Annotated in this window: 23 protein-coding genes; 11 read left to right on the top strand and 12 right to left on the bottom strand. The window is 42.5% G+C overall.

Annotated elements, in window-relative coordinates; all coding sequences use genetic code 11:
• Positions 1 to 110: 110 nt before the first annotated feature.
• Positions 111 to 1,745: an L-glutamate gamma-semialdehyde dehydrogenase gene (pruA, locus tag GSY63_RS14960; protein ID WP_166586618.1), complete on the top strand. Its 1,635-nt coding sequence runs from the start codon at positions 111 to 113 to the stop codon at positions 1,743 to 1,745.
• Positions 1,746 to 1,980: 235 nt separating this feature from the next.
• Here pruA and can read toward each other — a convergent pair whose 3' ends face one another.
• The 5 genes from can to GSY63_RS14935 form a co-directional block, all read right to left on the bottom strand.
• Positions 1,981 to 2,652 (bottom strand): carbonate dehydratase, encoded by a 672-nt coding sequence (can, locus tag GSY63_RS14955; protein ID WP_166586617.1) that lies wholly within the window; start codon positions 2,650 to 2,652, stop codon positions 1,981 to 1,983.
• Positions 2,653 to 2,663: 11 nt separating this feature from the next.
• Positions 2,664 to 3,413 carry a YoaK family protein gene (locus tag GSY63_RS14950; RefSeq protein ID WP_166586616.1) on the bottom strand — a complete coding sequence of 250 codons (750 nt, stop codon included), beginning with the start codon at positions 3,411 to 3,413 and terminating at the stop codon, positions 2,664 to 2,666.
• 112 nt (positions 3,414 to 3,525) lie between these two features.
• Positions 3,526 to 4,221: a carbonic anhydrase gene (locus GSY63_RS14945; RefSeq protein WP_166586922.1), complete on the bottom strand. Its 696-nt coding sequence runs from the start codon at positions 4,219 to 4,221 to the stop codon at positions 3,526 to 3,528.
• A gap of 37 nt (positions 4,222 to 4,258) precedes the next feature.
• Positions 4,259 to 5,857, bottom strand: coding sequence for a SulP family inorganic anion transporter (locus GSY63_RS14940; protein ID WP_166586921.1), 1,599 nt, complete (start codon positions 5,855 to 5,857; stop codon positions 4,259 to 4,261).
• A 149-nt stretch (positions 5,858 to 6,006) separates the two neighbouring features.
• The gene (locus GSY63_RS14935; RefSeq protein WP_166586615.1) at positions 6,007 to 6,342 is read right to left on the bottom strand and encodes a hypothetical protein; all 336 of its coding nucleotides are present in this window, start codon (positions 6,340 to 6,342) and stop codon (positions 6,007 to 6,009) included.
• A gap of 430 nt (positions 6,343 to 6,772) precedes the next feature.
• On the opposite strand from GSY63_RS14935, the gene GSY63_RS14930 reads away from it, so the two are divergent.
• From GSY63_RS14930 to GSY63_RS14905, 6 genes are all read left to right on the top strand, one after another.
• Positions 6,773 to 7,036, top strand: coding sequence for a hypothetical protein (locus GSY63_RS14930; RefSeq protein WP_166586614.1), 264 nt, complete (start codon positions 6,773 to 6,775; stop codon positions 7,034 to 7,036).
• Positions 7,037 to 7,501: a hypothetical protein gene (locus GSY63_RS14925; protein ID WP_166586613.1), complete on the top strand. Its 465-nt coding sequence runs from the start codon at positions 7,037 to 7,039 to the stop codon at positions 7,499 to 7,501. It begins immediately after the preceding gene.
• 469 nt (positions 7,502 to 7,970) lie between these two features.
• Entirely contained in the window at positions 7,971 to 9,512 is a 1,542-nt protein-coding gene (locus GSY63_RS14920; RefSeq protein ID WP_166586612.1) for an acyl-CoA carboxylase subunit beta, read from the top strand.
• A 251-nt stretch (positions 9,513 to 9,763) separates the two neighbouring features.
• Positions 9,764 to 10,168: a GNAT family N-acetyltransferase gene (locus GSY63_RS14915; protein ID WP_166586611.1), complete on the top strand. Its 405-nt coding sequence runs from the start codon at positions 9,764 to 9,766 to the stop codon at positions 10,166 to 10,168.
• A 100-nt stretch (positions 10,169 to 10,268) separates the two neighbouring features.
• The gene (locus GSY63_RS14910; protein WP_166586610.1) at positions 10,269 to 11,384 is read left to right on the top strand and encodes a M42 family metallopeptidase; all 1,116 of its coding nucleotides are present in this window, start codon (positions 10,269 to 10,271) and stop codon (positions 11,382 to 11,384) included.
• Positions 11,385 to 11,470: 86 nt separating this feature from the next.
• Positions 11,471 to 12,370 carry a nucleotidyltransferase family protein gene (locus GSY63_RS14905; RefSeq protein ID WP_166586609.1) on the top strand — a complete coding sequence of 300 codons (900 nt, stop codon included), beginning with the start codon at positions 11,471 to 11,473 and terminating at the stop codon, positions 12,368 to 12,370.
• Between the two features lie 156 nt (positions 12,371 to 12,526).
• Here the strand turns inward: GSY63_RS14905 and GSY63_RS14900 are convergent, their stop codons facing one another.
• Positions 12,527 to 14,929, bottom strand: coding sequence for an ABC transporter permease (locus tag GSY63_RS14900; protein WP_166586608.1), 2,403 nt, complete (start codon positions 14,927 to 14,929; stop codon positions 12,527 to 12,529).
• 248 nt (positions 14,930 to 15,177) lie between these two features.
• Here GSY63_RS14900 and GSY63_RS14895 point away from each other — a divergent pair, with 248 nt between their 5' ends.
• The 3 genes from GSY63_RS14895 (at position 15,178) to GSY63_RS14885 (ending at position 18,839) form a co-directional block, all read left to right on the top strand.
• Positions 15,178 to 17,496 (top strand): glycoside hydrolase family 31 protein, encoded by a 2,319-nt coding sequence (locus tag GSY63_RS14895; RefSeq protein WP_243749237.1) that lies wholly within the window; start codon positions 15,178 to 15,180, stop codon positions 17,494 to 17,496.
• A 142-nt stretch (positions 17,497 to 17,638) separates the two neighbouring features.
• Positions 17,639 to 18,025, top strand: coding sequence for a hypothetical protein (locus GSY63_RS14890; protein ID WP_166586606.1), 387 nt, complete (start codon positions 17,639 to 17,641; stop codon positions 18,023 to 18,025).
• 100 nt (positions 18,026 to 18,125) lie between these two features.
• Positions 18,126 to 18,839: a TMEM175 family protein gene (locus GSY63_RS14885; RefSeq protein WP_166586605.1), complete on the top strand. Its 714-nt coding sequence runs from the start codon at positions 18,126 to 18,128 to the stop codon at positions 18,837 to 18,839.
• Between the two features lie 190 nt (positions 18,840 to 19,029).
• Here the strand turns inward: GSY63_RS14885 and dnaK are convergent, their stop codons facing one another.
• Positions 19,030 to 20,934, bottom strand: coding sequence for a molecular chaperone DnaK (gene dnaK / locus GSY63_RS14880; protein WP_166586604.1), 1,905 nt, complete (start codon positions 20,932 to 20,934; stop codon positions 19,030 to 19,032).
• Positions 20,935 to 21,107: 173 nt separating this feature from the next.
• Here dnaK and GSY63_RS14875 point away from each other — a divergent pair, with 173 nt between their 5' ends.
• On the top strand, positions 21,108 to 21,620 hold the full coding sequence (locus tag GSY63_RS14875) for a hypothetical protein (protein ID WP_166586603.1): 513 nt from the start codon (positions 21,108 to 21,110) through the stop codon (positions 21,618 to 21,620).
• 74 nt (positions 21,621 to 21,694) lie between these two features.
• Here GSY63_RS14875 and GSY63_RS14870 read toward each other — a convergent pair whose 3' ends face one another.
• The 5 genes from GSY63_RS14870 to rpsK form a co-directional block, all read right to left on the bottom strand.
• Positions 21,695 to 22,135 carry a DUF1569 domain-containing protein gene (locus GSY63_RS14870; RefSeq protein WP_166586602.1) on the bottom strand — a complete coding sequence of 147 codons (441 nt, stop codon included), beginning with the start codon at positions 22,133 to 22,135 and terminating at the stop codon, positions 21,695 to 21,697.
• Positions 22,136 to 22,266: 131 nt separating this feature from the next.
• Positions 22,267 to 22,827, bottom strand: coding sequence for a 50S ribosomal protein L17 (gene rplQ, locus GSY63_RS14865; RefSeq protein ID WP_166586601.1), 561 nt, complete (start codon positions 22,825 to 22,827; stop codon positions 22,267 to 22,269).
• 220 nt (positions 22,828 to 23,047) lie between these two features.
• Complete coding sequence (locus GSY63_RS14860) at positions 23,048 to 24,040, bottom strand: DNA-directed RNA polymerase subunit alpha (protein WP_166586600.1); 993 nt, start codon at positions 24,038 to 24,040, stop codon at positions 23,048 to 23,050.
• Between the two features lie 128 nt (positions 24,041 to 24,168).
• Complete coding sequence (gene rpsD, locus GSY63_RS14855) at positions 24,169 to 24,777, bottom strand: 30S ribosomal protein S4 (RefSeq protein WP_166586599.1); 609 nt, start codon at positions 24,775 to 24,777, stop codon at positions 24,169 to 24,171.
• Positions 24,778 to 24,840: 63 nt separating this feature from the next.
• Positions 24,841 to 25,230, bottom strand: coding sequence for a 30S ribosomal protein S11 (gene rpsK / locus GSY63_RS14850; RefSeq protein ID WP_166586598.1), 390 nt, complete (start codon positions 25,228 to 25,230; stop codon positions 24,841 to 24,843).
• Positions 25,231 to 25,309: the final 79 nt, after the last annotated feature.

Genomic DNA, 25,309 nt, shown 5'->3' with positions numbered 1-25,309 from the left:
CAAATATTGTAATATCATCGATAGAAAACTACACCCGAACCCAAATTTACGCTTGCTAAACAAAATACCGGGTTACAAGCCTTATCTTTGCACGCAACAAATATTCATTTATGTTAAAAGGATTTTTTAATGTACCCGCGCCTGTTAATGAGCCGGTTTTAAACTACGGTCCGCGCAGTGTAGAGCGTGCCGCTTTAACCCAGGCTTTGCAAGAAGGACGTGCAAAACAAATTGATATACCGATGTACATCGGAAGTGAGCAGGTTCGTACCGGCAAAACGCTGGAAATTCGTCCACCTCATGATCATAAACACATTTTGGCTACTTACCACGAGGGTGATGCCGAGCATGTGCACGCTGCTATTAAGGCTGCCCTTGATGCTAAAGAAGCCTGGGAAAACATGCCTTGGGAAGATCGCGCTGCTATCTTCTTAAAAGCTGCCGACCTGTTAGCCGGACCTTACCGCGCTAAAATTAACGCGGCTACGATGTTAGGCCAGTCTAAAAATGCTTATCAGGCCGAAATTGATGCAGCTTGCGAGCTGATCGACTTCCTGCGTTTTAACGTACACTACATGACTGAGATTTATGCTCAGCAGCCAACCAGCGGCAAAGGCATCTGGAACCGTGTAGAATTTCGTCCCTTAGAAGGTTTTATATTCGCTATTACTCCATTTAACTTTACCGCTATTGCAGGTAACCTGTGTGCTTCTGCCGCTATGATGGGTAACGTTGTTGTTTGGAAACCAGCGCCTACGCAAATCTATGCTGCTGATGTCGTAATGCAGGTTTTTCTGGAAGCTGGTGTGCCTCCGGGAGTTATCAACCTTATTTATACTGATGGCCCTGTTGCGGGTGATATCATCTTCAGCCATCCTGAATTTGCTGGTTTACACTTCACCGGTTCTACCGGAGTGTTCCAAAACCTTTGGAAAACTATTGGGAACAATATCCACCTGTATAAATCATACCCACGTATTGTTGGCGAAACCGGTGGTAAAGACTTTGTGCTTGCCCACCCAAGTGCCGATGTTGACGTTGTGAGCGTTGCCCTTTTACGTGGTGCATTTGAATACCAGGGACAAAAATGTTCTGCTGCTTCGCGTGCGTATATCCCTAAATCGCTTTGGCCTGCTGTAAAAGAAAAACTACAAGCCGAAATGGCCACCTTTAAAATTGGCCCGGTTGAAGATTTCGAAAACTTCATCAATGCCGTTATCGACGAGCGCTCGTTCGATAAACTGGCTAAATATATTGACGCTGCCGTTGCCGATCCGAACGTAAATGTGATCTCTGGTGGTACTTATGATAAAACTAACGGCTGGTTTATTACCCCGACAGTTTTAGAAGTAAAAGACCCTTACTACATAACCATGTGCGAGGAGCTTTTCGGCCCTGTATTAACACTTTATGTTTATGACGATGCCGATTTTAGCAACGTAATGGACATTATCGACAATACATCGAAATACGCCCTTACAGGTTCTATCATTTCGCAAGACCGTTATGCTATTGCAGAAGCAACACATCGCTTACGCAATGCAGCAGGTAACTTCTATGTAAATGATAAACCAACAGGTGCAGTAGTTGGTCAGCAGCCATTTGGCGGTGCCCGCGGTTCTGGCACAAATGACAAAGCCGGTTCTATGCAAAACCTGCTGCGTTGGGTATCTCCACGTACCATCAAAGAAACTTTTGATCCACCGAAAGATTACAGATATCCGTTTTTGACTAAAGAACTTTAAGAAGGGAATCAGGAATCGAGAGTCAAGAATCGAGACTATAAAAAAGGGTCGTCAATAAAATTGACGACCCTTTGTGTTTTAGATCATTATAAAAAAAGTGTCATTGAGAGGTACGAAGCAACCTCGTAGCTTATAGAGCAAATACACAAGCGACGAGGTTGCCACGCTATCGCTCGCAATGACACTTTTGGAGCCAATCCCGATTCTTAACGTCCGGGTTCCGACTCCCCTAACTTTATTCAAACTTAAACACGCCCCCAAGGCTTGAACCATTGGAAGCACTAACTTTTAAATCGGTAATAAATCCTGTGGCCAAGCTATAAACCCAACCGTGCACACTTAGTTCCTGGTTATTTTTCCAGGCATTTTGGATGATGGATGTTTTGCAGAGATTGTAAACGCCTTCTATCACGTTAAATTCTACCAAACGGTTGGCGCGTTCGCCATCGTCTTCAATGCTATCCAACTCATCAGCGTGTAAACGGTAAACGTCTTTGATATGGCGCAGCCAGTTGTCAATCAAGCCAAATTGTTTATGGCTCATGGCAGCTAATACCCCGCCACATCCGTAATGACCGGTTACAATAACGTGTTTTACTTTTAATACGTTTACGGCATAATCCAGTACCGAAAGCATGTTCATATCCGAATGTACAACCACATTGGCAATGTTACGATGTACAAATATTTCGCCCGGGTTGGTATTGGTAATCTGGTTGGCAGGTACGCGGCTATCGGCACAACCTATCCATAAAACAGGGGGCTCCTGTCCGCTGGCCAGTTTGTCAAAATAATCCGGGTCTTCTTCCAGTGTTTCAGCAACAAAATGTTTGTTGCCTTCCAGCAACGACTCATAGGTGATGTGGCTGGTATCATGAGCGTGGTGTTTATTAATTTTTGCACACATAATATAGGAGGTTAAGATGTTTTGCGTTTATTGGTTCCCCACAATAACCGATCGAGCCGGTGTAAGGCAATTGGTCTTAAATCGTAATACAAGATAGTAAGTAATATCAGGGGGATAAAGTAAAAAATAAGGTAATCGTATCTATCGAAAAAGAAACCGCCGAATACCCCGCCAATAAAATAGAAAGTTAAAATGGTTATGCGGATCAGGATCTTGTTTTTCACCACCGGGTTTTTTCCGGTACGAGGGTGCAGCCATTCAGATACTTCACCACCCAGGTCGGTAAACAATCCTGTTAAATGCGACGACTTGATGAGGCCGCCCGAGATGATTGAGACCAGGCTATTTTGAAGGCCGATGGCAAACAAAAGCGCGCCGATAATCAGTTCCCGTTCCAATTGATCTTCATCGTAAAAGTGATGGCCGTAAACAGCCACCGTTAAAAGAATCACTATTTCTAAAATTACGGGGGTAGCATGCGCCCTGTAAATGCTCTTATGCTCTAACGAACGGATAATAAAATTTGCAGTAAAGGCTCCCAGAAAAAACATGAGCAGCCACAACATAAAAACAGCAACTTCCCTAAAATTACGTTGAACAAAGTTATTGGCCAGGTTGGCAACGTGCCCGGTAATGTTTGATGTAAATGCTAAGAAAGCAACCATACCTGCCACGTTGATAACGCCCGATACAAATGCGGTTGACGATGCCAGCATTAAGTTTTCACGAAGTGTTCTGTCGTCTTTAGTTTGCCTCAGCATAATACTTGTTGCTAATGCAAAGTAAACAAAAAAAAACTCCCGGCCTACTGCTGCAAACCGGGAGCTAAAAAACTACTAAAAACTGACTAACTGTGGTGGTTAGACATGCTCTTTAATGAGCGGCTGCCACTGGGGCATCGTTAAGCTCATATACATAACCTAAATCGTGCGCGGCACTATTGGTTACTTTTAAATCTTTAATTAAACCGCTGCTTAAATCAATTACCCAACCGTGCACCTGCAAGTCGTGGCGTACCTGCCATGCGTTTTGGATAATGGTTGTTTTGCAAAGGTTATATACCTGCTCAACCACGTTAAGTTCAACCAGGCGGTTTACTTTGGCGGTTGGGTCGGTAATGCGGTCAAGCTCATTACTGTGCAGGCGGTAAACATCTTTAATATTACGCAACCAGTTATCTATTAAGCCAAATTGTTTGTGGCTCATGGCTGCTGCTACACCGCCGCAACCGTAATGGCCTGCTACAATTACGTGTTTTACTTTCAGCACGTTTACGGCGTAGTCTAACACGCTCAGCATATTCATATCCGAGTGTACGCAAACATTGGCAATATTGCGGTGTACAAACACTTCGCCCGGCTTAGTTCCGGTTACTTCGTTGGCAGGTACGCGGCTGTCTGAGCAGCCTATCCACAACACTTCGGGTTGCTGGCCTTTTGCTAATTCTGTAAAATATTCAGGATCATCCTGCAGGCGTCGTTCCACCCACTCGGCATTGCCTTTTATTAAAGCATCATAGCTGTTTTTTTGCGCCAATTGTATGTTATTGCCTTCAATGGCAGTTTTCATTTCTTTTTGATTTCCGTTTAACATGATAGTTTGTTTTTTAGTTAGACTGTAACTTTAACTCTTTTAATTTCGGCACATCGTATTTCTCTTTAACCTCATTTAAGGTTACGATAATGCCCTTGGTATAAGCGTTGTGCTTATAGTTGCGGATAATTTCCAGCACATCGGGATCGATGTATCGGGAGTTTGATCCATCGATAATTACCTCGGTTTCCTTCGGCAAGCTGGTTAAGGTAACCTGTATAGCCGCTTTGTTTAAAAACGAAACCTCTTCGGCTAATTGAATGCGGATCACTTTCTTATCGCCGTTTTTAACAATGTGGTAGAAGTATGGATTACGCAGATTAGTACGCAGGATATAGAAGATACCGATTAACATACCAATACCCACGCCTATCAGCAAATCGGTTAAAACAACTGCCAATATGGTTACCGCAAATGGGATAAACTGGTTTAACCCTTGGTGCCACATGTGTTTAAACAAGGCCGGTTTGGCCAGCTTAAACCCTGTGGTTAACAGGATAGCCGCAAGGCACGAAAGTGGGATATAGTTAATGAGCGATGGTATAAGTACCAATGCCATTAACAAGAATACGCCGTGTATAATAGCGCTCATTTTAGTGCGCGCACCAGCATTTACGTTGGCCGACGAACGTACGATAACAGCCGTCATAGGTAAACCACCAAGCAAACCGCTTATTATATTAGCAGCCCCCTGCGCCAATAACTCGCGGTTTGTAGGTGATATTCTTTTAATTGGATCGATCTTATCAACCGCTTCCAGACTTAGCAATGTTTCTAAACTGGCTACCACTGCAATGGTGAAAGCCGTTATCCATACCTGTTTGTTACCGATCTCGGCAAAGTTTGGCGATTTGAGCAGGCCAAAAAACTCGCCCATGCTACCAACCACCGGGATATGTACAAATTGCTTATCGCGCAAGGCAAGGCCGCTGTTAGCGAACAAAAGGCTTAATCCAACACCTGCCAATACAACCATTAACGGTGCAGGCACCACGGCCAGCTTTTTAAACTTAGGCCAGTAGATCATCAGCGCAAGCGACACGCCCGCAATAATTACCGCTCCGAAATTTATTTTTGATACCGCACGGAAGATGCCCGAGAATGTGTTGTCGGCATCTATTTGCTTAAAGCCTTCATCGCCCTCAAAATCTGCATCATAGCCAACCGCATGCGGAAACTGTTTCATGATGAGGATAATACCAATAGCCGCCAACATACCTTCGATAACTGCCGAAGGAAAATAGTTGGCAATGGTTCCTGCCTTAACGAAACCAAGTATAATTTGAAAAACACCGGCAATAACCAGCGCCAGTAAAAAGGTTTCGAACGCACCTAAACTGGTAATGCCATTTAACACAATTACCGTTAAACCGGCAGCCGGACCAGCAACACTTAGCTGCGAGCCGCTTAAACAACCCACTACAATACCACCTATAATACCCGTGAGCACGCCCGAAAACAATGGGGCGCCAGAGGCTAAGGCAATACCTAAACATAGCGGCAAAGCCACTAAAAACACTACTATACTGGCGGGAAAGTCCTTTTTTAAATTCTTAGGCAGGAAATATTTTTTGAGGTTGAGGTTGTCCGCAGCAGCCCCACCTTGCGTCATTTGCATGGTACGAATAATTAAATTTTAATTGAATAAGATTGATCTCTTCGAAGAGTGCGGCGGGAAACAATAATCCATAAGGACACTGCCCTCAGCTAAAAAGTTGAGTACGCCAAGCTACTCCCCGATGTATCGGGGTTGCAATTCAATTAAACGTTGGGAGGCGGGGTGGGCACCACAGGATGATATACCTGGGTATATAGAGATTTCTCTAAGTTGTGCAGAATGTTGATCTCAACCACTAACGGCTTATGATCGGCTACCATCAGGTTAAATTCTTCGTCAAAAAACTTTTTCTCTTTGGTCATCCCCTTATCAGGGTCTTCCTTGTCGTTTTTTGATTCAAGCTCTAACTGGGTAATAACGGCGTTAACTGTTTTGTTGTTAAGACTCATAAATACAGGCGCCACCGATATAAACATCTTCGTAAAGAAGATGCCCATAAACAGTATGCATAGGCCTAATTTAAAATCTCTCAGTTTCATCGTCTATCGCAAATATACAAAAATCCTTTAATGCAAGATTTAATTAGGTAATTGATGTGTAATTTAATTATTAGGATTTTATTAGAGAAGAAAAGCTGTCGCAAGCATAGGGTTAGCGAGGGAGGAATGGAAGATATAAATGAGTTGTCATTCAGAGGTACAAAGAATCTTCTTCGACTTGTTTAGCGGACTTCTCTATTGAAGAAGATTATTCGCTGTCGCTCTGAATAAAAAAAGTTCTATCTTGTAAAGCTAATAACCGAATCACCGTCAATTAACTTCAATTTTCATGGCCGGGAGCTTATGCGTTTTATATTGCACAGGGAAAATTACTATAGAAGATTTGCGCAGAGGTTTATCTCTTTATCTAAATTTAAAGCAAATCTCCCATTCTTTTTTTCAATCTGATTTCTTAGAACTATCAATTAATATGAACGACGAATTTGATGAAAACCTACAATGCCAGTTTCCAAATGGTTTTCTACACTTTCAATTTATATTAGAGTTTTTTTTCAAAGACGAATTCGCGAGCGATGCACATATTGATTTGATAAATAGCGCCCTAAAGTGGTTGTGGGATCGAGATCTTTCCGTCGTAGCGTCTTGTGATTATGAGCAGCTTTTGCTTAATCAAGGTGGCTATAAAAATCAGTTGCTGTCATGGCCAAATAAAGAACATCTTAAAGCAGGTTAAATGTATAGTTTCAAAGAAGTTAGCAAACATGAATATGACGGCACTCCGGGATGTTATACGGTTCTTGAGCATAGACGTGCAAATCAATATTGGTTATTACTAATACAAGACAAAGCTTATGGTTTTAGTGTCGATGCTTCAATAATGATCCCCCCAATTGTTGTAGACTTTGTAGATGACAACATATTATGTATTGGAGTTGACGATTTTATTGTTCTTTTTTCGACCCTAAATGGGCGAATAGGATTTCTTTCCGGCCTAACTGAGCCGATTACAGAAGTTGTGAAGATTGACTTAAATTATCTGGTTGTAACCGACACAACCGTGGTCACAATAAACAGGTATTTCTTAGCGGTCGGCAAAGTAATTACGTTTCCCGATATTATTAACGATTATCAAATATCCAATGGTAAATTGACGGTGCAAGGCATTTGTGGCGAAACATTTGAAGTCCCTTATCCATGAAACTCACAGCTGTCGCAAGTTTAGCGCACGCTCTTCCGCCGGTTTAAGCGTCCGGAGCTCAAACCATTTTTAAAAAGAGCGTCCGCGCTCCTGCGATGATTCGGAGCGTGGACGCTCCAGTTAGGAAATAACTCAAGCGTGGACGCTTGAATTGGCAGAAATAGCAAAGATTCGCTGGCGCAACTTCGGCACCAAAAAGACTTTAAAGTCATCAAAAATGGAACATGGCCTGATTGTACTTACTTTAAAGTCATGCTATTAAGTTTTTAATATTCAGTTAATTATCAACTTTTAACACTAAAAACTGACTTTTAAGTTGGAACACAGTGGTGCATGTGGAACTTTGCACCATGCACCACCCTGGGTTTAAAAATTTAAAACGCGAGGCCGTATCGTCGCCAACCTGCGCTTGCATATTTCATTTAACAATCCTTACATTTAACCACTAACCCAACTTACTACCAGTACTGTGGATAAGAAAATAGAAACCCTGCAACAAAAACGCGAACAAGCCCTTGCCGGTGGCGGCGAGGCGCGTATAGCCAGTCAGCATAAAAAAGGAAAACTAACCGCCCGCGAGCGCCTGCATTTCTTAATGGACGAAGGTTCTTTTCAGGAAATTGGGATGCTGGTGGCGCATCGCTCTACCGACTTCGGTATGCAAAAACAGCATTACCCCGGTGACGGTGTAGTTACCGGCTATGGCACCATCAACGGAAGATTGGTTTATGCCTTTTCGCAGGATTTCACCGTATTTGGCGGCTCACTTTCTGAAACCCATGCCGAAAAGATCTGCAAAATTATGGATCTGGCTTTACAGAATGGCGCACCAGTTATCGGCTTAAACGACTCGGGCGGCGCACGTATTCAAGAGGGTGTCGTATCCTTGGGTGGCTATGCCGATATCTTTTACCGCAATACCAAATCGTCGGGGGTAATCCCGCAGCTTTCGGCCATAATGGGTCCCTGCGCCGGTGGGGCGGTGTACTCCCCGGCCATTACCGATTTTATATTAATGGTCGAGAATACCTCATACATGTTTGTAACAGGCCCCAACGTGGTTAAAACGGTTACCCATGAGGAAGTTACTTCCGAGGAGTTGGGCGGCGCCAATACACATGCTACTAAATCGGGCGTTACGCACTTTGCCTGCGCTAATGAGATCGATGCCATACAACATATCAAAAAATTGTTGAGCTACATGCCTCAAAACTGCGAAGAAACGGCCCCTGCCCTGCCCTACGAAAGCCGGGACGAGAAGCGGCCTTCGTTAAATTCTATTATGCCCCAGAATGCGTCACAGCCTTATGATATCCGCGAAGTAATTGAAGAGGTTATAGACGGCGGTTCATTTTTGGAGGTTCATAAAGATTTCGCTCCCAATCTTGTAGTGGGCTTCGCGCGTTTGGCGGGCCGGAGTATCGGTATCGTGGCCAATCAGCCTGCTTATCTGGCCGGAGTGCTGGATATTAATTCATCTACCAAAGGGGCGCGTTTTGTGCGTTTCTGCGATAGCTTTAATATTCCGCTTTTAGTGTTTGAAGATGTACCGGGCTTTTTACCGGGCACCGATCAGGAGTGGAACGCTATTATTACCAATGGCGCAAAATTGCTTTACGCTTTCTGCGAGGCTACCGTTCCCCGTGTTACCGTAATTACCCGCAAGGCTTATGGCGGTGCTTACGATGTTATGAACTCCAAACATATTGGCGCCGATATGAACTACGCCTGGCCTTCGGCCGAGATTGCGGTTATGGGAGCTAAGGGAGCTGCTGAAATTATCTTTAAGCGTGAGATCACCGCTGCCGAAGATCCGGAAGCCAAGTGGAAGGAAATGGAGCAACTCTACTCCGACAAGTTTGCCAACCCTTACCGCGCAGCCGAACGCGGTTTTATAGATGAGGTTATAGAACCTGCCGACACACGTTTAAAACTAATCCACGCCTTTAAAATGCTGGAGAATAAGGTGGTGAACATGCCGCGGAAAAAGCACGGGAATATACCTTTGTAAGGAGAGAAGCAAGAATCGAGAGACAAGAAACAAGACGATAGATCCGGAAGAGCGATGGCCTGACAGAAAAGCGGGCCATGCGTGGGCCTTGTGCGCGGAAGCTTTTTTCTGTCTTGATTTTTTGGTTACTTTTGGATCAAGCCAAAAGTAACTAAGCCCCCGCGGCTATGAGCGGACTGACGCTAATCTTAGCACCTGCTCGAAATATTGGGGATTGCTTCGTACCTCGCAATGACGCTATTATAAGCACTATGGACATCGAACAAATAACCCCTCAACTTACCTGGCGCTTGCGCCGCGATGAACTTTACCCGGGCGAGTATATGTTTAACATGGAAATGGACGAAGATCAGCACGGCTGGCACTTCGGTGGGTTTCTTGACAATAAACTGGTGGCCGTAGTATCGTTGTTTAAAGATGGGACTGATTTTCAGTTTCGCAAGCTGGCTGTACAGGCCGATAAGCAAGGTCAGGGCCTTGGTGGGCAATTGCTACAATACATCACAGAATTTGCACAATCTGAAGGTGGCACGCGCCTTTGGTGCAATGCCCGTAGTACAGCAACCCAATTTTATGTAAAAGCCGGTTTCACGTCAACCGGCGAGGTTTTTGAACGTAAAGGCATTAACTTCGAGATATTTGAGAAAGCAATTTAACGCTTAACCCCGAACCAATTTAGGACTTCATTCGTTACTTATCTTTAAACTGCTTTATTATATTTGTTCACTGCATAAGCAGTAAGTGTTATTAATTACTATGTCTGAAAAACAAAATGAGCAAAAACAGCATGTGGCTGTTGTTACAGAATCGTCTTTATCTTTCTTAGCAAAATATATAAACAATCCCTCTCCTACAGGCTTCGAGTGGAAAGGTCAGCAAATGTGGCTGGATTATATCAAACCATACATCGACGACCATTATGTAGATAACTACGGGACAACGGTTGGTATCATCAATCCGGATGCCCCGTATAAAGTAGTTATCGAAGCACACGCCGACGAGATTTCATGGTTTGTAAATTATATCACCAGCGACGGTTTAATATATGTAATCCGTAATGGTGGTTCCGATCATCAAATTGCGCCGTCAAAACGTGTTGACATTCATACCGATAACGGAATTGTAAAAGCGGTATTTGGTTGGCCTGCTATCCACACCCGCTTAGGCGGCGAGAAGGAAGAAGCGCCAACGCTAAAAAATATCTTTTTAGATTGCGGCTGCACTTCTAAGGAAGAAGTTGAGAAACTAGGCATCCATGTAGGTTGTGTAATCACTTACGAGGATGAGTTTATGGTGTTAAACGATCGTTACTACGTTGGTCGTGCACTAGATAACCGCGCCGGTGGTTTCATGATTGCCGAGGTAGCTCGCCTACTGAAAGAAAATAAAAAGACTTTGCCCTACGGCCTGTATATCGTTAACGCCGTGCAGGAAGAAATTGGCTTACGTGGTGCCGAAATGATAGCTCACCACATTAAACCTAACGTAGCTATCGTTACCGACGTTACGCATGATACCCAAACCCCGATGATCAATAAGATTGTTCAGGGCGATTTGGCTTGTGGACGCGGTCCGGTGGTGTCTTACGCCCCTGCTGTGCAAAACAATCTGAATAAATTATTAGTGGAAACGGCGCAGAAAAATGAGATCCCATTCCAGCGCCAGGCTTCCTCACGTTCCACAGGTACCGATACCGATGCCTTCGCTTATTCTAACGATGGCGTGCCGTCTGCTCTGATCTCTTTGCCGTTGCGCTACATGCACACAACTGTTGAGATGATCCACAAGGAAGACGTTGACAATGTGATCAGGCTGATCTATGAAACCCTACTTAACATCGAAAACGGCCAGGACTTTAAATATTTTAAATAAAAAGATAAAACTGAATAAGTTAAATTAGAACATCACTCTTTAAATTACCGTATATACATCTATCAAAAGTATAGCTTTAGAAAAATATGAAACCAACTCTATTGATATTGGCCGCAGGAATGGCCAGCCGTTATGGCAGCATGAAACAAGTTGACGGCTTTGGCCCGAATGGCGAAACTATTATTGACTATTCTATCCATGATGCGATCAGAGCAGGCTTTGGTAAAATCAGTTTCATCATTCGCGAAGAATTTCTGGACAGCTTCAAAGCTATCTTCGAACCTAAGCTGGCTGGCAAAGTTGAAACTGATTACGTTTTTCAAAGCTACGACCTTAAACCTTTTGGTATCGACTACGAAGTTGAACGTGCAAAACCTTGGGGTACTGCCCATGCAGTTTTAGCTGCTCGTAACCAGGTAAAAGAGCCTTTCTGCGTTATTAATGCAGATGACTACTACGGTTATGATGCATTCGAAAAAATGGCCAAGTTTTTAACTACCGAAGTAGCGGACGATAAATATTCACTGATCGGTTACCAGATTGATAAAACCTTATCTGAGTATGGTTCGGTTTCTCGCGGCGTTTGTAAAGTAAACGACGAAGGTAACATGGTTGAAATCAATGAGCGTACACAGGTTTACTTTAAAGGCGACGGTGTTGTGTATGAAGAAGGCGGCGTAGAAACCGAATTACCAACTGATACCCGCGTGTCTATGAATTTCTGGGGTTTCACTCCCGCTGTTTTCGAACAAAGCCTGCCAATGTTCCAACGCTTTGTTGAGAAAAATAAAGACAATCCTAAAGCTGAGTTCTTTATCCCGTTAGTGGCTGACGAACTGATCAAAACCGGCACGGCCTCATTTAAAGTTATTCCTACTTCATCAAAATGGTTTGGTGTAACTTACAAAGAAGATAAACCGATTGTACAAAAAAGCATTTCAGACCTGGTTGCCAACGGTGTATATCCATCAAACCTTTGGTCGTAATACTCTTTCATTTGTCATTCTGACGATAGGAAGAATCTTCTTCGCTCTGTAAGTCTTCTTGCAAAATGCAGAAGATTCGTCACTACATTCAGAATGACAAAAATATATTGACACTAAAAATCCCCGGCCCAAAAGGCGGGGATTTTTATACTATTCTTATTCCCTTCTCAAACTCTTAATTGGATTGGCAACCGCCACTTTAATAGATTGAAAACTTACCGTGATAACGGCAATCAAAATAGCTCCTAAACCTGCAATTAGTAAAATCCACCACGAAAACTCCTGTCGGTAAGCAAATCCCTGCAGCCAGTGCTGCATAGCTAACCAAGCAAGTGGCGATGCTATTACTATTGCTACTATCACCAGTCTTATAAAATCTTTGGTGAGCAAGGTTGTAATCCGGGCAACATTGGCGCCTAATATCTTGCGGATACCGATCTCTTTGCTACGTTGTTCTGCGGTACAAGCGGCCAGGCCAAACAAGCCCAGGCAAGCAATAAGAATAGCCAAGAATGTAAACGACAAAAATATGTCGCCAGTACGTTGTTCAGTCCGGTAAAGCGTATCAAAATCCTGGTCCATAAATGAATATTCAAAACGCTGGTTGGCTGATACAGTATTCCATTTCTTCTCTACCTGTGTCATTAACGCTTTTATGTTACCCGACTCAATCCTGATGTTTAACGAGGCCCTGAAATCGGGCGCCAGTATCATTGCCAGCGGCGTAATATTATCGCGCAACGAATTAAAGTTGAAATCTTTTACCACCCCAAGCACTTGGTATTCATGTTTTAGCCCTGCGCGGTCGGTGTAAAATACTTTTTTGTTTAGTATATTATTACCCATGTAACCCAGCATTTTGGCGGCTGTTTCATTAATGAGTATACCCGCCGAATCCGTTTTCATTTTGTCCGAAAAGTTTCGGCCTGATACCAGATTCATACCCAGTGTACCTAGGTAATCGGCATCAACTTCCCATAGTTCGCTCATAAAAGGTGCACTGCTGCTGTGTTCGCCAGATATATTAGCGGGCTGCCTGTTATCTGCCGTGGGCAAAAAACCGGTCACAGAGGCATCTATAACACCTGATAACTTTTTCACCTCCGCCTTTAGTATGTTAGGATCTTCGAGAAGGTTTACATTTTTTACAATAAGCACATGGTTGCGATCAAAACCCAGGTTTTTATTTTGAATATAATTGAGCTGATTATAAATAGTAAGTGTACCGATAATGAGGAAAATGGTAATGGCAAATTGAAACACGATTAAAGCACTCCGTAAACCGCCGCCCCTTAAACCCGTTAATTTACCATTCAATACATTAACTGGCTTAAATGCCGACAGAAAAAACGCAGGATATGAGCCTGCTATTACTCCCACTATAATTACAATAACCAATAATGCAGGCAGTAAATAAACAGTATTATGTGAAGTGACAGTTAGGTTTTTGCCTGCTACTTCATTAAAAGAATGTAATAGTACCCAAGCAAGCAGTAATGCTAAAACGGCGGCAAACAGGGTAATTAATATCGATTCCGCGAGGAACTGATAAATGAGATATATCCGGGGCGAACCTAACACTTTCCTTACCCCAACTTCGCGTGCGCGGTTGGCAGAACGCGCCGTTGAAAGGTTCATGAAGTTGATACAGGCTATCAGCAAAATAAACAAGGCAATGGCACCGAAAATATAGATATAGCTAATATCGCCATTAACACCTAATTCGCGCTGCCGGTTAGAGTGCAGGTGGATATCTTTTAATGGAGTAAGGTTTAACCTGATGAAATTGCCGTTGCTGGCAAACTTATCATAATTGAAAGTAGATGTATTGAGATGCAGCTTCATAAAGTTGCCAAACTTGGCCTCCAATCGTTGCGGGTTAGCATCGGGTTTAAGCAGTATATAAGTTTGATAGTTGAAATGGTTAAAGTTATTATCGGTGCTGCGCGGATTAGATGCCATCGACAAAAAGAAATCGAAATTAAAATGCGACTGGATCGGCATATCGTGCATTACACCGGTCACTTTATAATCTGTGCTATCGTTAATAAGCGTTAGCGAGCGCCCTATCACATTGGTGCTGCCAAAGTATTTCAAAGCTGTTGTTTCGTTAATAACAACGGTATGCGGCTCTTTTAATGCAGTGGCCGCGTCGCCGGCAATAAATGGCAAAGTAAAAATACTGAAGATGGCCGGATCACTGTAAACCACTTTATACTCCTGTAAGTTTTCATCTCCTTTTTTAACACGTGTATTGGCTGAGGGCGTTAAACGTGCTGCCTGTTCAATTTCTGGAAAATCGTGCTTTAAAGCAGCGGCAACAGGAGGCGCAACAATGGCGTACGAAGTGGTAACATCATTGTATTTAAAATCGGTATTCACCCGGTAAATACGATCGGCCTTTGTATTGTAGTTGTCATAACTCAACTCATCGGCTATATAAAATACGATAAGCAGGCAGGCTGCCAACCCAAGAGTAAGCCCCAAAACATTTAAGATGGTGAAAGTTCTGTTTTTTAAAAGACTGCGAAAAGCTGTTTTAATAAGATTTCTGATCATAATTGGCAAATGATTTATCGTTATTTTATCGAACCTCTATCAAAACTAAATAATTAGTTTATAAATAACTAATTATTTAGTTTCTTAAATTATAAATCGGTCTGACTCTTTATGTACTTTCTCCGGGAACGTTCCCGATAATTATTTACATTTGGCTTCTTAACCAATTATTTCAATTTCCAATGAAACGATATTTGCTCTCAGCCGTTGTTTTGTTCATTACGTATTCATCATTATTTGCCCAACATATGGAGGTTCAAATTTTAGGTAGTGCACAAAGCGCAGCCAAACAAAACAACGCCTTAGTTATCAAAACTGCGGAGGCCACGGCCAGGGTTTGGATTTACAGCCCTACTGTTATCCGGGTTAGCATCAGCAAAAATACAGGCGTGTCCGATACTTCGTTTGCCGTGATCCAAAAACCGGAGGGCAGTATCGACTCTAAAGAAAACAGCGATCATATCGAGGTTACTACTTCCGCGCTGAAACTGAGCATCCAGAAATCGCCTTTAAGATTTAATTTCTATACTGCCGATGGCAAAGAGCTAAGCCAGGATGATAGCCGTTTTGGTGTTAACTGGCAGGGTACGCGTGTGATCAACTATCGCAAGCTTTATAAAGACGAACGCTTTATTGGTCTTGGTGAAAAGACGGGCGATCTTGACCGTCGCGGTAGCAGCTATACCAACTGGAATAGCGACGTGCCGGATCACAATCCCAAAAGCGATCCATTATACGAAACCTTCCCCTTCTTTGTGGGCATGCACGGCGGCTTAACTTATGGTCTGTTTTTCGACAATACGCACAAAAGTTATTTCGATTTCGGTGCAACCACCGATCATCAGATGAGCTGGTTTGGTGCTGATGCCGGTGACATGAACTATTACTTTTTTGGCGCGCAAAATGTGGCCGATATTATTAAAGATTATACCTGGCTAACCGGCCGCATGGAAATGCCACCGCTATGGACTCTCGGCTACCAGCAGTGCCGCTGGAGTTATATGAGCGCACAGGAAATTCTGGACATAGCCAAAACCTTCCGCGATCATAACATCCCGGCTGACGTAATGTATTGCGACATTGATTACATGGACCACTACAAGATCTTTACCTGGAATCATGAGACCTTCCCCGATCCGAAATCATTTATCGATAAATTGAAATCGATGGGCTTTAGATTGGTAACTATCGTTGATCCGGGGATTAAGGTTGAACCTGGTTATAAACAATACGATGAAGGTGTAGCGAAAAACTATTTTGCCACCTACCCCAATGGCGAAAAATTTATCGGCGAAGTTTGGCCGGGTCGTTGCCATTTCCCCGATTTCTTCCGCGACGATGTACGCAAATGGTGGGGAGCTTCATTTACAGCCCTTACCGAGCCCGGTGTGGAAGGTTTCTGGAACGACATGAACGAACCTGCCGCCTGGGGACAAAACATCCCTTGGATGGTTAAATTCGGCAATTACTATATGCCCGAAATACGCAACGTTTACGGGATGGAGATGGCCCGCGCCACTCACGAGGGCACCAAAAAGATCCTTGGCAATAAACGCCCGTTTGTATTAACCCGCGCGGCTTATTCGGGCACGCAACGTTATTCGGCTGTGTGGACAGGCGATAATTCGGCCTACGACGCACACATGCTGTTAGGACAGCGCATGGTAAATAGTTTGGGTATTACAGGGATGAGTTTAGTCGGCGTGGATATCGGTGGCTTCAGCGGCGACCCTACGCCCGAGCTGATGGTACGCTGGAACTCGCTGGGCGTGTATACTCCCATGTTCCGTAACCACGCCATGCAGGGTACCAAAATGCGTGAGCCTTGGCGCTGGGGTGAGGCCAACGAAAAAATCATTAAAAAAGACATTGAGCAGCGTTATAAATTGCTCCCATACTTGTACTCCAGTTTCTACCAATCGCATCAAACAGGGCTCCCTGTGAGCCGTACGTTGGCTATTAACTATACACAGGACACGATGGTTTACAATCCAACTTATCAAAACCAGTTCTTATTTGGCGATGGTTTATTAGTGGCTCCTGTTATCAGTACAGAGCATACCGCATCCGTTTATCTGCCTAAAGGCGAATGGTATCGAATAAGCAGCGGTGAACATTATGAAGGCGGCAAAGCTTACACTGTTGATGCACCATTGAATGATCTGCCTGTATTTGCCAAAGGCGGCGCTATTGTCCCGATGCAAAACATCATCCAAAACACCAACGAAAAGGGCGACGGGATTTTAGAGGTAAACGTATGGTACGGTAAGGAAGCCAGTAAGTTTGTTTATTACGAAGATGATGGTTCATCTTATGATTATGAGCACGGCACTTACCATAAACGAGAAATTAGTTTCGACCCAGCGAATAAACGCATCAAATTTGGCGTTATTTCTGGATTATTAACCTCCAAATACACTAAAATCAAATTAGTACTTCACCAGTTCCAAAGTAATATATCGGGTAACGTAAGAACTGTCTCTGTAAATGGTGAAATAAAAGCTTTAAGTGGTGACGTAGTAATGTTTGATAACACAAATAGCGCAATAACCGTTGCCTATCATTAGATTTTAAACAAGTAGATTTAGAATAGCCCAAAAGCGCCCACAAAAAAATGGGCGCTTTTTTATTGCCCTTTTCGATGCAAGAATTGTGAGTAACCTTTACCTCACTTAACACGTAAAATAGATCTAACTAAAACTTATCATCATGAAAAATTCAATTCAAAAACTTATCACTGTTTGTTTATTCGTTGTTTGCTTTATCTCCTTATCGGCATTCACTACAAATCGCAAGTCGGCTTTTAAACCCACTGCAAACTTTAGTAATAAGAAATTTACCGTTCAGGAATATTTCCATTTTAGTTACAATGGCGCTGATTACTACGTAAACGGAGCCGGCACTGCAACTTCAGGACATATCGCAAATCTTAGTTACTACACCAACGGTACGCAGACTGGTTCGGGTAGCGCGTCAGGCACATATTCTATCGACAATACAAACCTCATAGCAACACTCAACATTACGGTAACTCCTGGCGGACAAGCCCCATTTACCTATAGCGGCACCGCTGATTACAGCGACTCGCCATTCTAATTCCCTGATTTTATATTAATCTTTAGACACGAAAAGCACCCGCTAAGAACGGGTGCTTTTTTATTTAAGCCAGATTCGCTATTTTAAGCCTATCCAAACCATGAGCAAAGAACATTTTTTAGAACAGCACGACCCCGAACGTAAAGATTTTCAGATAGACCGCATCATATTATTTAGTGATGCCGTGTTTGCTATTGCAATCACATTGCTTATCATCGAAATAAAGGCACCTGAGATCCATCATGATTATACAGTTGCGCAAATGTGGGATCAATTGGCGCATTTGCTTCCTAAGTTTTTTGGTTTTGCACTTAGCTTTTGGGTTATTGCTATTTATTGGCGCAGCCATCATCGTATTTTCGGGTTTGTAAATCAGTATACCAACCGCATGATCATGCTAAACTTTCTGTTCTTGTTTAGCTTGGTACTGATGCCCTTTTCATCTGCCTATTACAGCGAAAATGTTGCTTATGCGATTCCGTATTACTTCTACAATTCGAACATCATATTTACCGGTATTACCAACTGCTTGCTCATCAGGTATGTATTTTCGCCCAACAACCATATAGTCGAGCATCAACCTACACTTTTGTTTCAAAAACTGTTCATGGCCCGGGCTATAACCGTACCGGCTGTATTTGTTTTAGGCATGTTTATATGGCCTTTATCATCTGCATTGGCAGAAATGAGCCCGATGTTGATATGGCCGATCTTTGCTTTTCTACGCATCCGTTATAAACGAAAATATTTAGCCGCCGTTAAGGAAAACGCGATTGTTGTTGAGGAAGGATTGGGCGAAGGGAATCCGTCGTAGTTTAAACCATCCGCCCTATTTAACGCTTTGTCATTGCGAAGAAGTATGACTTAGCAATCTGGTAACTATTCAAATCAAAGAAGCATTGGCGACGAGATTGCCACGCTATCGCTCGCAATGACACAAAAAGATGTAAAAGCAAAAAGCCCCACTGTTTCCAGCGGGGCTTTCTCAAAAAAAACTATTATAATTATTTCACTTCTTCAAAGTCAACATCTGTTACAGTGTCGCCGCCTTGTGCACCGCCTGCTTCAGGGCCACCTTCGTGAGGCGCACCTTGTTGTCCTGCGTCGCCGCTAGCTTTGTACATATCTTCAGATGCAGCAGCCCAGGCAGCGTTAAGCTCGGTTTGTGCAGCTTCGATAGCGTCCAGATCTTTAGCAGAGAAAGCTGATTTCAGTTTTTCTAATGATGATTCGATAGGTGCTTTTTTGTCAGCAGGAATCTTGTCACCATACTCTTTCAGTTGTTTCTCGGTAGAGAAGATCAGCGCATCGGCACCGTTTAGTTTTTCAACTTCTTCTTTAGCCTTTTTGTCAGCATCAGCGTTTGCTTCAGCTTCGTCTTTCATCTTTTTGATCTCTGCATCAGTTAAGCCAGATGAAGCTTCGATACGAATCTTTTGCTCTTTACCGGTAGCTTTATCTTTTGCTGATACGTGTAAGATACCGTTAGCATCAATATCAAAAGTTACTTCGATTTGAGGCACACCACGTGGCGCAGGCGGGATGCTATCCAGGTGGAAGCGGCCTAGTGTACGGTTTTGTGCTGCCATAGGGCGCTCACCTTGCAAAATGTGGATCTCTACTGATGGCTGATTGTCAGACGCAGTTGAGAAAGTCTCAGATTTTTTGCTTGGGATAGTAGTGTTAGATTCGATTAAACGAGTCATTACACCGCCCATAGTTTCGATACCTAATGAAAGTGGGGTAACGTCTAACAATAACACGTCTTTAACTTCGCCGGTTAATACACCACCTTGAATTGCAGCACCGATAGCCACAACTTCATCAGGGTTAACACCTTTTGAAGGTGCTTTGCCGAAGAATTTCTGAACAGCTTCTTGTATAGCAGGGATACGGGTTGAACCACCTACCAGGATAATTTCGTCGATATCTGAAGTGCTGTAACCAGCATTTTTCAATGCAGTACGGCAAGGCTCAATAGTACGTTTAATTAAGCTATCAGCCAGTTGCTCAAATTTTGCACGGGTTAATGATTTAACCAAGTGTTTAGGCATACCATCAACAGCAGTAATATATGGCAAGTTGATTTCGCTTTGTGCAGTGCTTGATAACTCAATTTTAGCTTTCTCAGCAGCTTCTTTTAAGCGTTGTAAAGCCATAGGGTCTTTACGCAGGTCGATGCCTTCGTCGCTTTTAAATTCGTCTGCCAACCAGTCGATAATAACCTGGTCAAAATCGTCACCACCTAAGTGTGTATCACCGTCGGTTGATTTTACTTCGAAAACGCCATCACCCAGTTCCAATACAGAAACGTCATGTGTACCACCACCGCAGTCAAACACAACAATTTTCATGTCTTTATGTGCTTTATCCAAGCCATAAGCAAGGGCAGCAGCAGTAGGTTCGTTAATGATACGTTTTACAGTTAAGCCTGCAATTTCACCGGCTTCTTTAGTGGCCTGGCGTTGCGCATCGTTAAAGTAAGCTGGTACGGTAATAACCGCTTCAGTTACTTCCTGACCTAAGAAATCTTCGGCAGTTTTCTTCATTTTCTGAAGAATCATGGCAGAAATTTCTTGCGGAGTATATTTGCGGTCGCCAATTTCAACACGTGGAGTGTTGTTATCGCCCTTAACTACCTTGTAAGGTACACGGCCAACTTCTGTAGTAACCTCGTTAAACGAGTTACCCATAAAGCGTTTAATAGAGTAAATAGTTTTAGTAGGGTTGGTAATAGACTGGCGTTTAGCAGGGTCGCCCACCTTACGCTCGCCACCATCAACAAAAGCAACTACAGATGGTGTAGTGCGTTTACCTTCGCTGTTGGCAATAACTACGGGTTCGTTACCTTCCATTACGGCCACGCAGGAATTTGTTGTTCCTAAGTCGATTCCAATGATTTTAGACATATGATTGATTTTTCTTTTTATTAATTAAGTCAATTCCTATGCCTATTTATCAATGCATGTGCCAAGTTGGCTTTGGCAGAAAATATAATTAAAGCATGGCAGAAATATAACCTTTAGTCAGGCCAAGATGAGATTACGGTGACAGGTTGACAGAAAAGTTTTAGATTTGGAAAATGAGGGTTAAGGTATTTGTATTGTTAGCAATTTTAACAGCACTGATTAAATTTGAAGGTTTAGGTCAATCATTGCCTACAAAAAAAGAACAATATGATTTTTTGAAGTGGTACCTCAAGTATGATAAACCTGAAAAGTTGTCTGACACCCTTAATTATCTCGAAGATAATGGATTCGCCACTACTGACTTACAGGGTAAGTATGGAACTCTTTCGTTAAAACTTAGCAAGCAAAGCATAAAATTTATCGGTAAACAGTTAAAGAAAAATCACAAAATTAATTTACTTGATACCGCCGGATTAAGTGTACGGGACTGGAAAACATCAGATGGTCCAAGGGTTCCCGTTAGCCACATATCTTTACCTGTATTCACAGCTAATAAAAAAATTGTTTTCATTTATAGAGCGTACTATTGTGGCAGTTTATGCGGATCAGGAGCAGTGGAAGCCTATCAAATAATCAAAGGAAAATGGGAGAGACTAAAACTTCCTCTCCCAATTTGGATTAGCTAATGATCCTATTTTCTTGTTACCAAAGAATTATCTATATAAAACGGCCAATTAATTTTCAATCTGCCAAATATAGGCTACACCCCAAACTGTTTCAAATGATGATCCAGATGTTTGGAAGCGATTGCTATTCCCTGCTCTAAACTCATTTTACCGAAAAATGGATGGATAAAGCCACTATTAGTACACTGCGCATGATCGTCGATTAAGGAGATCAACTTTTGCTTCTCCGACGATATATCGCCTTCACCCTTGACAATGAACGATGGTACGGTTGGCATATTTTGTTTTAATGGTTCGTCTTTCAGCATAGATTTCAAGGCGACCTTACCAAATAGTCTACCGATAAAAGCTTGTTTATAGGTTCGCTGGCGTAAAGCCATTTCGTGCCACAAGCTGCAATGCCTTAGCATTTGATATGCCGACATTTTACCCCACAAAGGCATGCTGTTTTCGTTGAGTTGCTGAATGCGGTTAATTAGATTTTGCCGGTCGTGTTTATCTGTTATAGAGATCATAAACAAATATAACCAACAAGGTTTTTCCAAAGGGGGCAATACAGGACAATTAGTGGGTTAGCTCGCGACATCTGTAAACGAAAAAAGCCCCCGATAAATCGGAGGCCTTTTAAAATATCGGTAATTATAAATTACTCACCTTTTTCTGCATTTTCTTCGTTAGCAGCAGGAGCTTCAGGAGCCTCTGGAGCTGCAGTTTCAGTAGCAGGAGCTTCTGCAACTACTGCATCATCAGCAGGAGTTACTTCGGCAGCAGCAGCTTTAGCTTTGCCAGAACCAGCACGACGACGTGTAGTTTTCTTAGCAGGAGCGGCAGCTTCTTTACCATAAACGGTATTGTAATCTACTAATTCGATCATTGCCATTTCAGCGTTGTCACCTAAACGGTTTACCATTTTGATGATACGGGTGTAACCACCTGGTCTGTCAGCAATTTTAACAGCGATGTCGCGGAACAGTTCAGTAACTGCATCTTTGCTTTGCAGGTAGCTAAATACTGTACGGCGTGAGTGCGTGTTGTCACTTTTAGCTTTAGTTAAGATAGGCTCAACATAAACGCGTAAAGCTTTTGCTTTAGCTAAAGTAGTAGTGATACGCTTGTGCTGGATAAGCGATGAGGCCATGTTAGCAAGCATAGCTTTTCTGTGGCTATCTGTGCGGCCTAAGTGATTGTGTTTTTTTCCGTGTCTCATTTTGTTTAAAGTTTGCACGTGCATACCGTTGGGCGACTTAAAGTCAAGCCCGCGGAATTATGCGCTCGCTTATTTGTTATTATTAGATGTGAGATATTAGATTTGAGATTTGAGATTAACTCCCTCTGCGCAGATCCTTTTACTCGTTTGTTTTGCTTTATAAAATTTAAGATGCGAGCATTATCTCAATACTCACATCTCAAATCTCCTATCTAAACGATTATTCCTCGTCCAGTTTGTATTTTGCCAGGTTCATACCAAAAGATAAACCTTTTGATTTAACCAGGTCCTGAATTTCAGTTAATGATTTTTTACCGAAGTTTCTGAATTTTAACATATCAGCAACGTCGTAAGAAACCAGATCAGCCAGGCTGCGGATGTCTGCAGCTTTAAGGCAGTTCAGTGCACGTACAGAAAGATCTAAGTCAACCAGTTCGGTTTTCAGGATCTTGCGCATGTGCAGGATTTCTTCATCAACTTCTTTAGTTTCTTCTTTAGCTTGTGCCTCAAGCATCATGTTCTCGTCAGAGAACAGCATGAAGTGCTGGATCAAGATCTTAGCAGCTTCTTTTAATGCATGCTCTGGGTGTACAGAACCATCGGTAACAATATCCAAAACTAATTTTTCGTAGTCAGTTTTTTGTTCAACACGATAGTTTTCGATTGTATATTTCACATTCTTGATAGGTGTGTATATAGAATCGATAGCGATAACGCCTACTAAAGCATCCGGATTTTTATTTTCTTCACTTGCAACGTAACCACGGCCTTTGTTTACAGTAAGCTCAACTTCAAGCGTTACTGATGAGTCCATGTTACAGATAACCAGCTCAGGGTTTAATACGGTAAAGTTGTTTGAAAACTTGGTGATGTCACCAGCTTTAAAACTGTCCTGACCGTTGATGATCACAAAGATTTTTTCTGAATCACCAGAAGTACCGGTTTTCTTAAAACGAACCTGTTTAAGGTTCAGGATAATTTCGGTAACATCTTCAACAACGCCTTTAATGGTTGAAAACTCATGCGATACCCCAGAGAAACGTACTGAAGTGATTGCATAACCTTCCAATGAAGAAAGTAAGATACGACGTAAAGCATTACCAATAGTAATACCGAAACCTGGCTCTAACGGACGAAATTCAAATGTACCATCAAAGTCAGTTGACTTCTGCATGATTACCTTATCTGGTTTTTGAAATGCTAAAATTGCCATTTATATCCTTTTGATTATTGTTTACTTAATTTATATATATAATAGATAAGAGATAATAGATATGAGATGTGAGAAATTATAAAATCCCGCCATCTCAAATCTAATATCTCAAATCTAATATCTAATTTTTATTTAGAGTACAACTCGACGATCAGGTTTTCCTTGATGTTCTCAGGAATCTCATCGCGGTTAGGGTAGTTAAGCAATTTACCGGTTAAGGTAGCTGCATCCCACTCAAACCAGCTGTATTTGTTTATTTTTCTGCCAGCTACAGAGTTGCTGATCGCTTCCAGAGTTTTTGATTTCTCACGTACTGCGATAACATCACCTGCTCTTAAAGTATAAGAAGCAATGTTTACAACCTCACCGTTAACAGTAATGTGTTTGTGACCAACCAATTGGCGTGCGCCAGAACGGGTTGGAGCAATGCCCAAACGGTAAACGGCGTTATCTAAACGAGCTTCTAATAATTGAAGTAAGTTAGTACCGGTGATACCTTCACGAGCAGAAGCGCGGTGAAATAAGCTTTCGAATTGACGCTCCAATACACCATAAGTGTATTTTACTTTTTGTTTTTCCATCAGCTGCACTGCGTATTCTGATTGCTTGCCTCTTCTTTTAGAGACACCGTGCATGCCGGGAGGATAGTTTTTTCTTTCTAACACTTTATCCGGACCGAAGATCGGCTCGCGGAATTTACGTGCGATTTTGCTTTTTGGGCCTGTATATCTTGCCATTGTTGTGTTTTTAAAGTATCAGGCAGCCTGTAGCTGCCGAATCTTAGCTTTAAACTTTATTAATTAAACTCTTCTGCGTTTTGCTGGACGACATCCGTTGTGTGGAAGTGGGGTGATATCTTTGATGGTTGTAACCTCGATACCAGTTGTTTGCAAAGTACGGATAGCCGACTCACGACCTGCACCCGGGCCTTTTACAAAAACTTCTACTTTACGTAAACCCAAATCGTAAGCAACTTTACCGCAATCGCCAGCAGCCTGACCAGCAGCATATGGGGTGTTCTTTTTAGAACCTTTGAAACCCATTTTACCTGCAGACGACCATGAAATTGCCTGACCAGTGTTGTTGGTAAGGGTGATGATGATGTTGTTAAAAGTAGCGTTGATGTGTGCCTGACCTACAGGTTCAACAATAACGATACGTTTTTTGGTTACTTTTTTAGCTTTAGCCATTATCTTTTAGATTTTAGATATGAGACTTGAGATGTGAGATAAATTACTCCGACCCGGCACTCATAACTGATTTTTATCT

It is taken from the genome of Mucilaginibacter agri (assembly GCF_009928685.1).
In the GTDB taxonomy this organism is placed as follows: domain Bacteria; phylum Bacteroidota; class Bacteroidia; order Sphingobacteriales; family Sphingobacteriaceae; genus Mucilaginibacter; species Mucilaginibacter agri.
Note: the sequence above shows the minus strand (reverse complement) of the source record. Positions and strands in the feature narration are given on the sequence as shown.

Excerpts from the sequence above, each read along its gene's own strand:
- pruA (WP_166586618.1), top strand. The coding sequence starts at position 111 with ATGTTAAAAGGATTTTTTAATGTACCCGCGCCTGTTAATGAGCCGGTT.
- can (WP_166586617.1), bottom strand. The coding sequence starts at position 2,652 with ATGTGTGCAAAAATTAATAAACACCACGCTCATGATACCAGCCACATC.
- GSY63_RS14950 (WP_166586616.1), bottom strand. The coding sequence starts at position 3,413 with ATGCTGAGGCAAACTAAAGACGACAGAACACTTCGTGAAAACTTAATG.
- GSY63_RS14945 (WP_166586922.1), bottom strand. The coding sequence starts at position 4,221 with ATGAAAACTGCCATTGAAGGCAATAACATACAATTGGCGCAAAAAAAC.
- GSY63_RS14940 (WP_166586921.1), bottom strand. The coding sequence starts at position 5,857 with ATGACGCAAGGTGGGGCTGCTGCGGACAACCTCAACCTCAAAAAATAT.
- GSY63_RS14935 (WP_166586615.1), bottom strand. The coding sequence starts at position 6,342 with ATGAAACTGAGAGATTTTAAATTAGGCCTATGCATACTGTTTATGGGC.
- GSY63_RS14930 (WP_166586614.1), top strand. The coding sequence starts at position 6,773 with ATGAACGACGAATTTGATGAAAACCTACAATGCCAGTTTCCAAATGGT.
- GSY63_RS14925 (WP_166586613.1), top strand. The coding sequence starts at position 7,037 with ATGTATAGTTTCAAAGAAGTTAGCAAACATGAATATGACGGCACTCCG.
- GSY63_RS14915 (WP_166586611.1), top strand. The coding sequence starts at position 9,764 with ATGGACATCGAACAAATAACCCCTCAACTTACCTGGCGCTTGCGCCGC.
- GSY63_RS14910 (WP_166586610.1), top strand. The coding sequence starts at position 10,269 with ATGTCTGAAAAACAAAATGAGCAAAAACAGCATGTGGCTGTTGTTACA.
- GSY63_RS14905 (WP_166586609.1), top strand. The coding sequence starts at position 11,471 with ATGAAACCAACTCTATTGATATTGGCCGCAGGAATGGCCAGCCGTTAT.
- GSY63_RS14900 (WP_166586608.1), bottom strand. The coding sequence starts at position 14,929 with ATGATCAGAAATCTTATTAAAACAGCTTTTCGCAGTCTTTTAAAAAAC.
- GSY63_RS14895 (WP_243749237.1), top strand. The coding sequence starts at position 15,178 with ATGGAGGTTCAAATTTTAGGTAGTGCACAAAGCGCAGCCAAACAAAAC.
- GSY63_RS14890 (WP_166586606.1), top strand. The coding sequence starts at position 17,639 with ATGAAAAATTCAATTCAAAAACTTATCACTGTTTGTTTATTCGTTGTT.
- GSY63_RS14885 (WP_166586605.1), top strand. The coding sequence starts at position 18,126 with ATGAGCAAAGAACATTTTTTAGAACAGCACGACCCCGAACGTAAAGAT.
- dnaK (WP_166586604.1), bottom strand. The coding sequence starts at position 20,934 with ATGTCTAAAATCATTGGAATCGACTTAGGAACAACAAATTCCTGCGTG.
- GSY63_RS14875 (WP_166586603.1), top strand. The coding sequence starts at position 21,108 with ATGAGGGTTAAGGTATTTGTATTGTTAGCAATTTTAACAGCACTGATT.
- GSY63_RS14870 (WP_166586602.1), bottom strand. The coding sequence starts at position 22,135 with ATGATCTCTATAACAGATAAACACGACCGGCAAAATCTAATTAACCGC.
- rplQ (WP_166586601.1), bottom strand. The coding sequence starts at position 22,827 with ATGAGACACGGAAAAAAACACAATCACTTAGGCCGCACAGATAGCCAC.
- GSY63_RS14860 (WP_166586600.1), bottom strand. The coding sequence starts at position 24,040 with ATGGCAATTTTAGCATTTCAAAAACCAGATAAGGTAATCATGCAGAAG.
- rpsD (WP_166586599.1), bottom strand. The coding sequence starts at position 24,777 with ATGGCAAGATATACAGGCCCAAAAAGCAAAATCGCACGTAAATTCCGC.
- rpsK (WP_166586598.1), bottom strand. The coding sequence starts at position 25,230 with ATGGCTAAAGCTAAAAAAGTAACCAAAAAACGTATCGTTATTGTTGAA.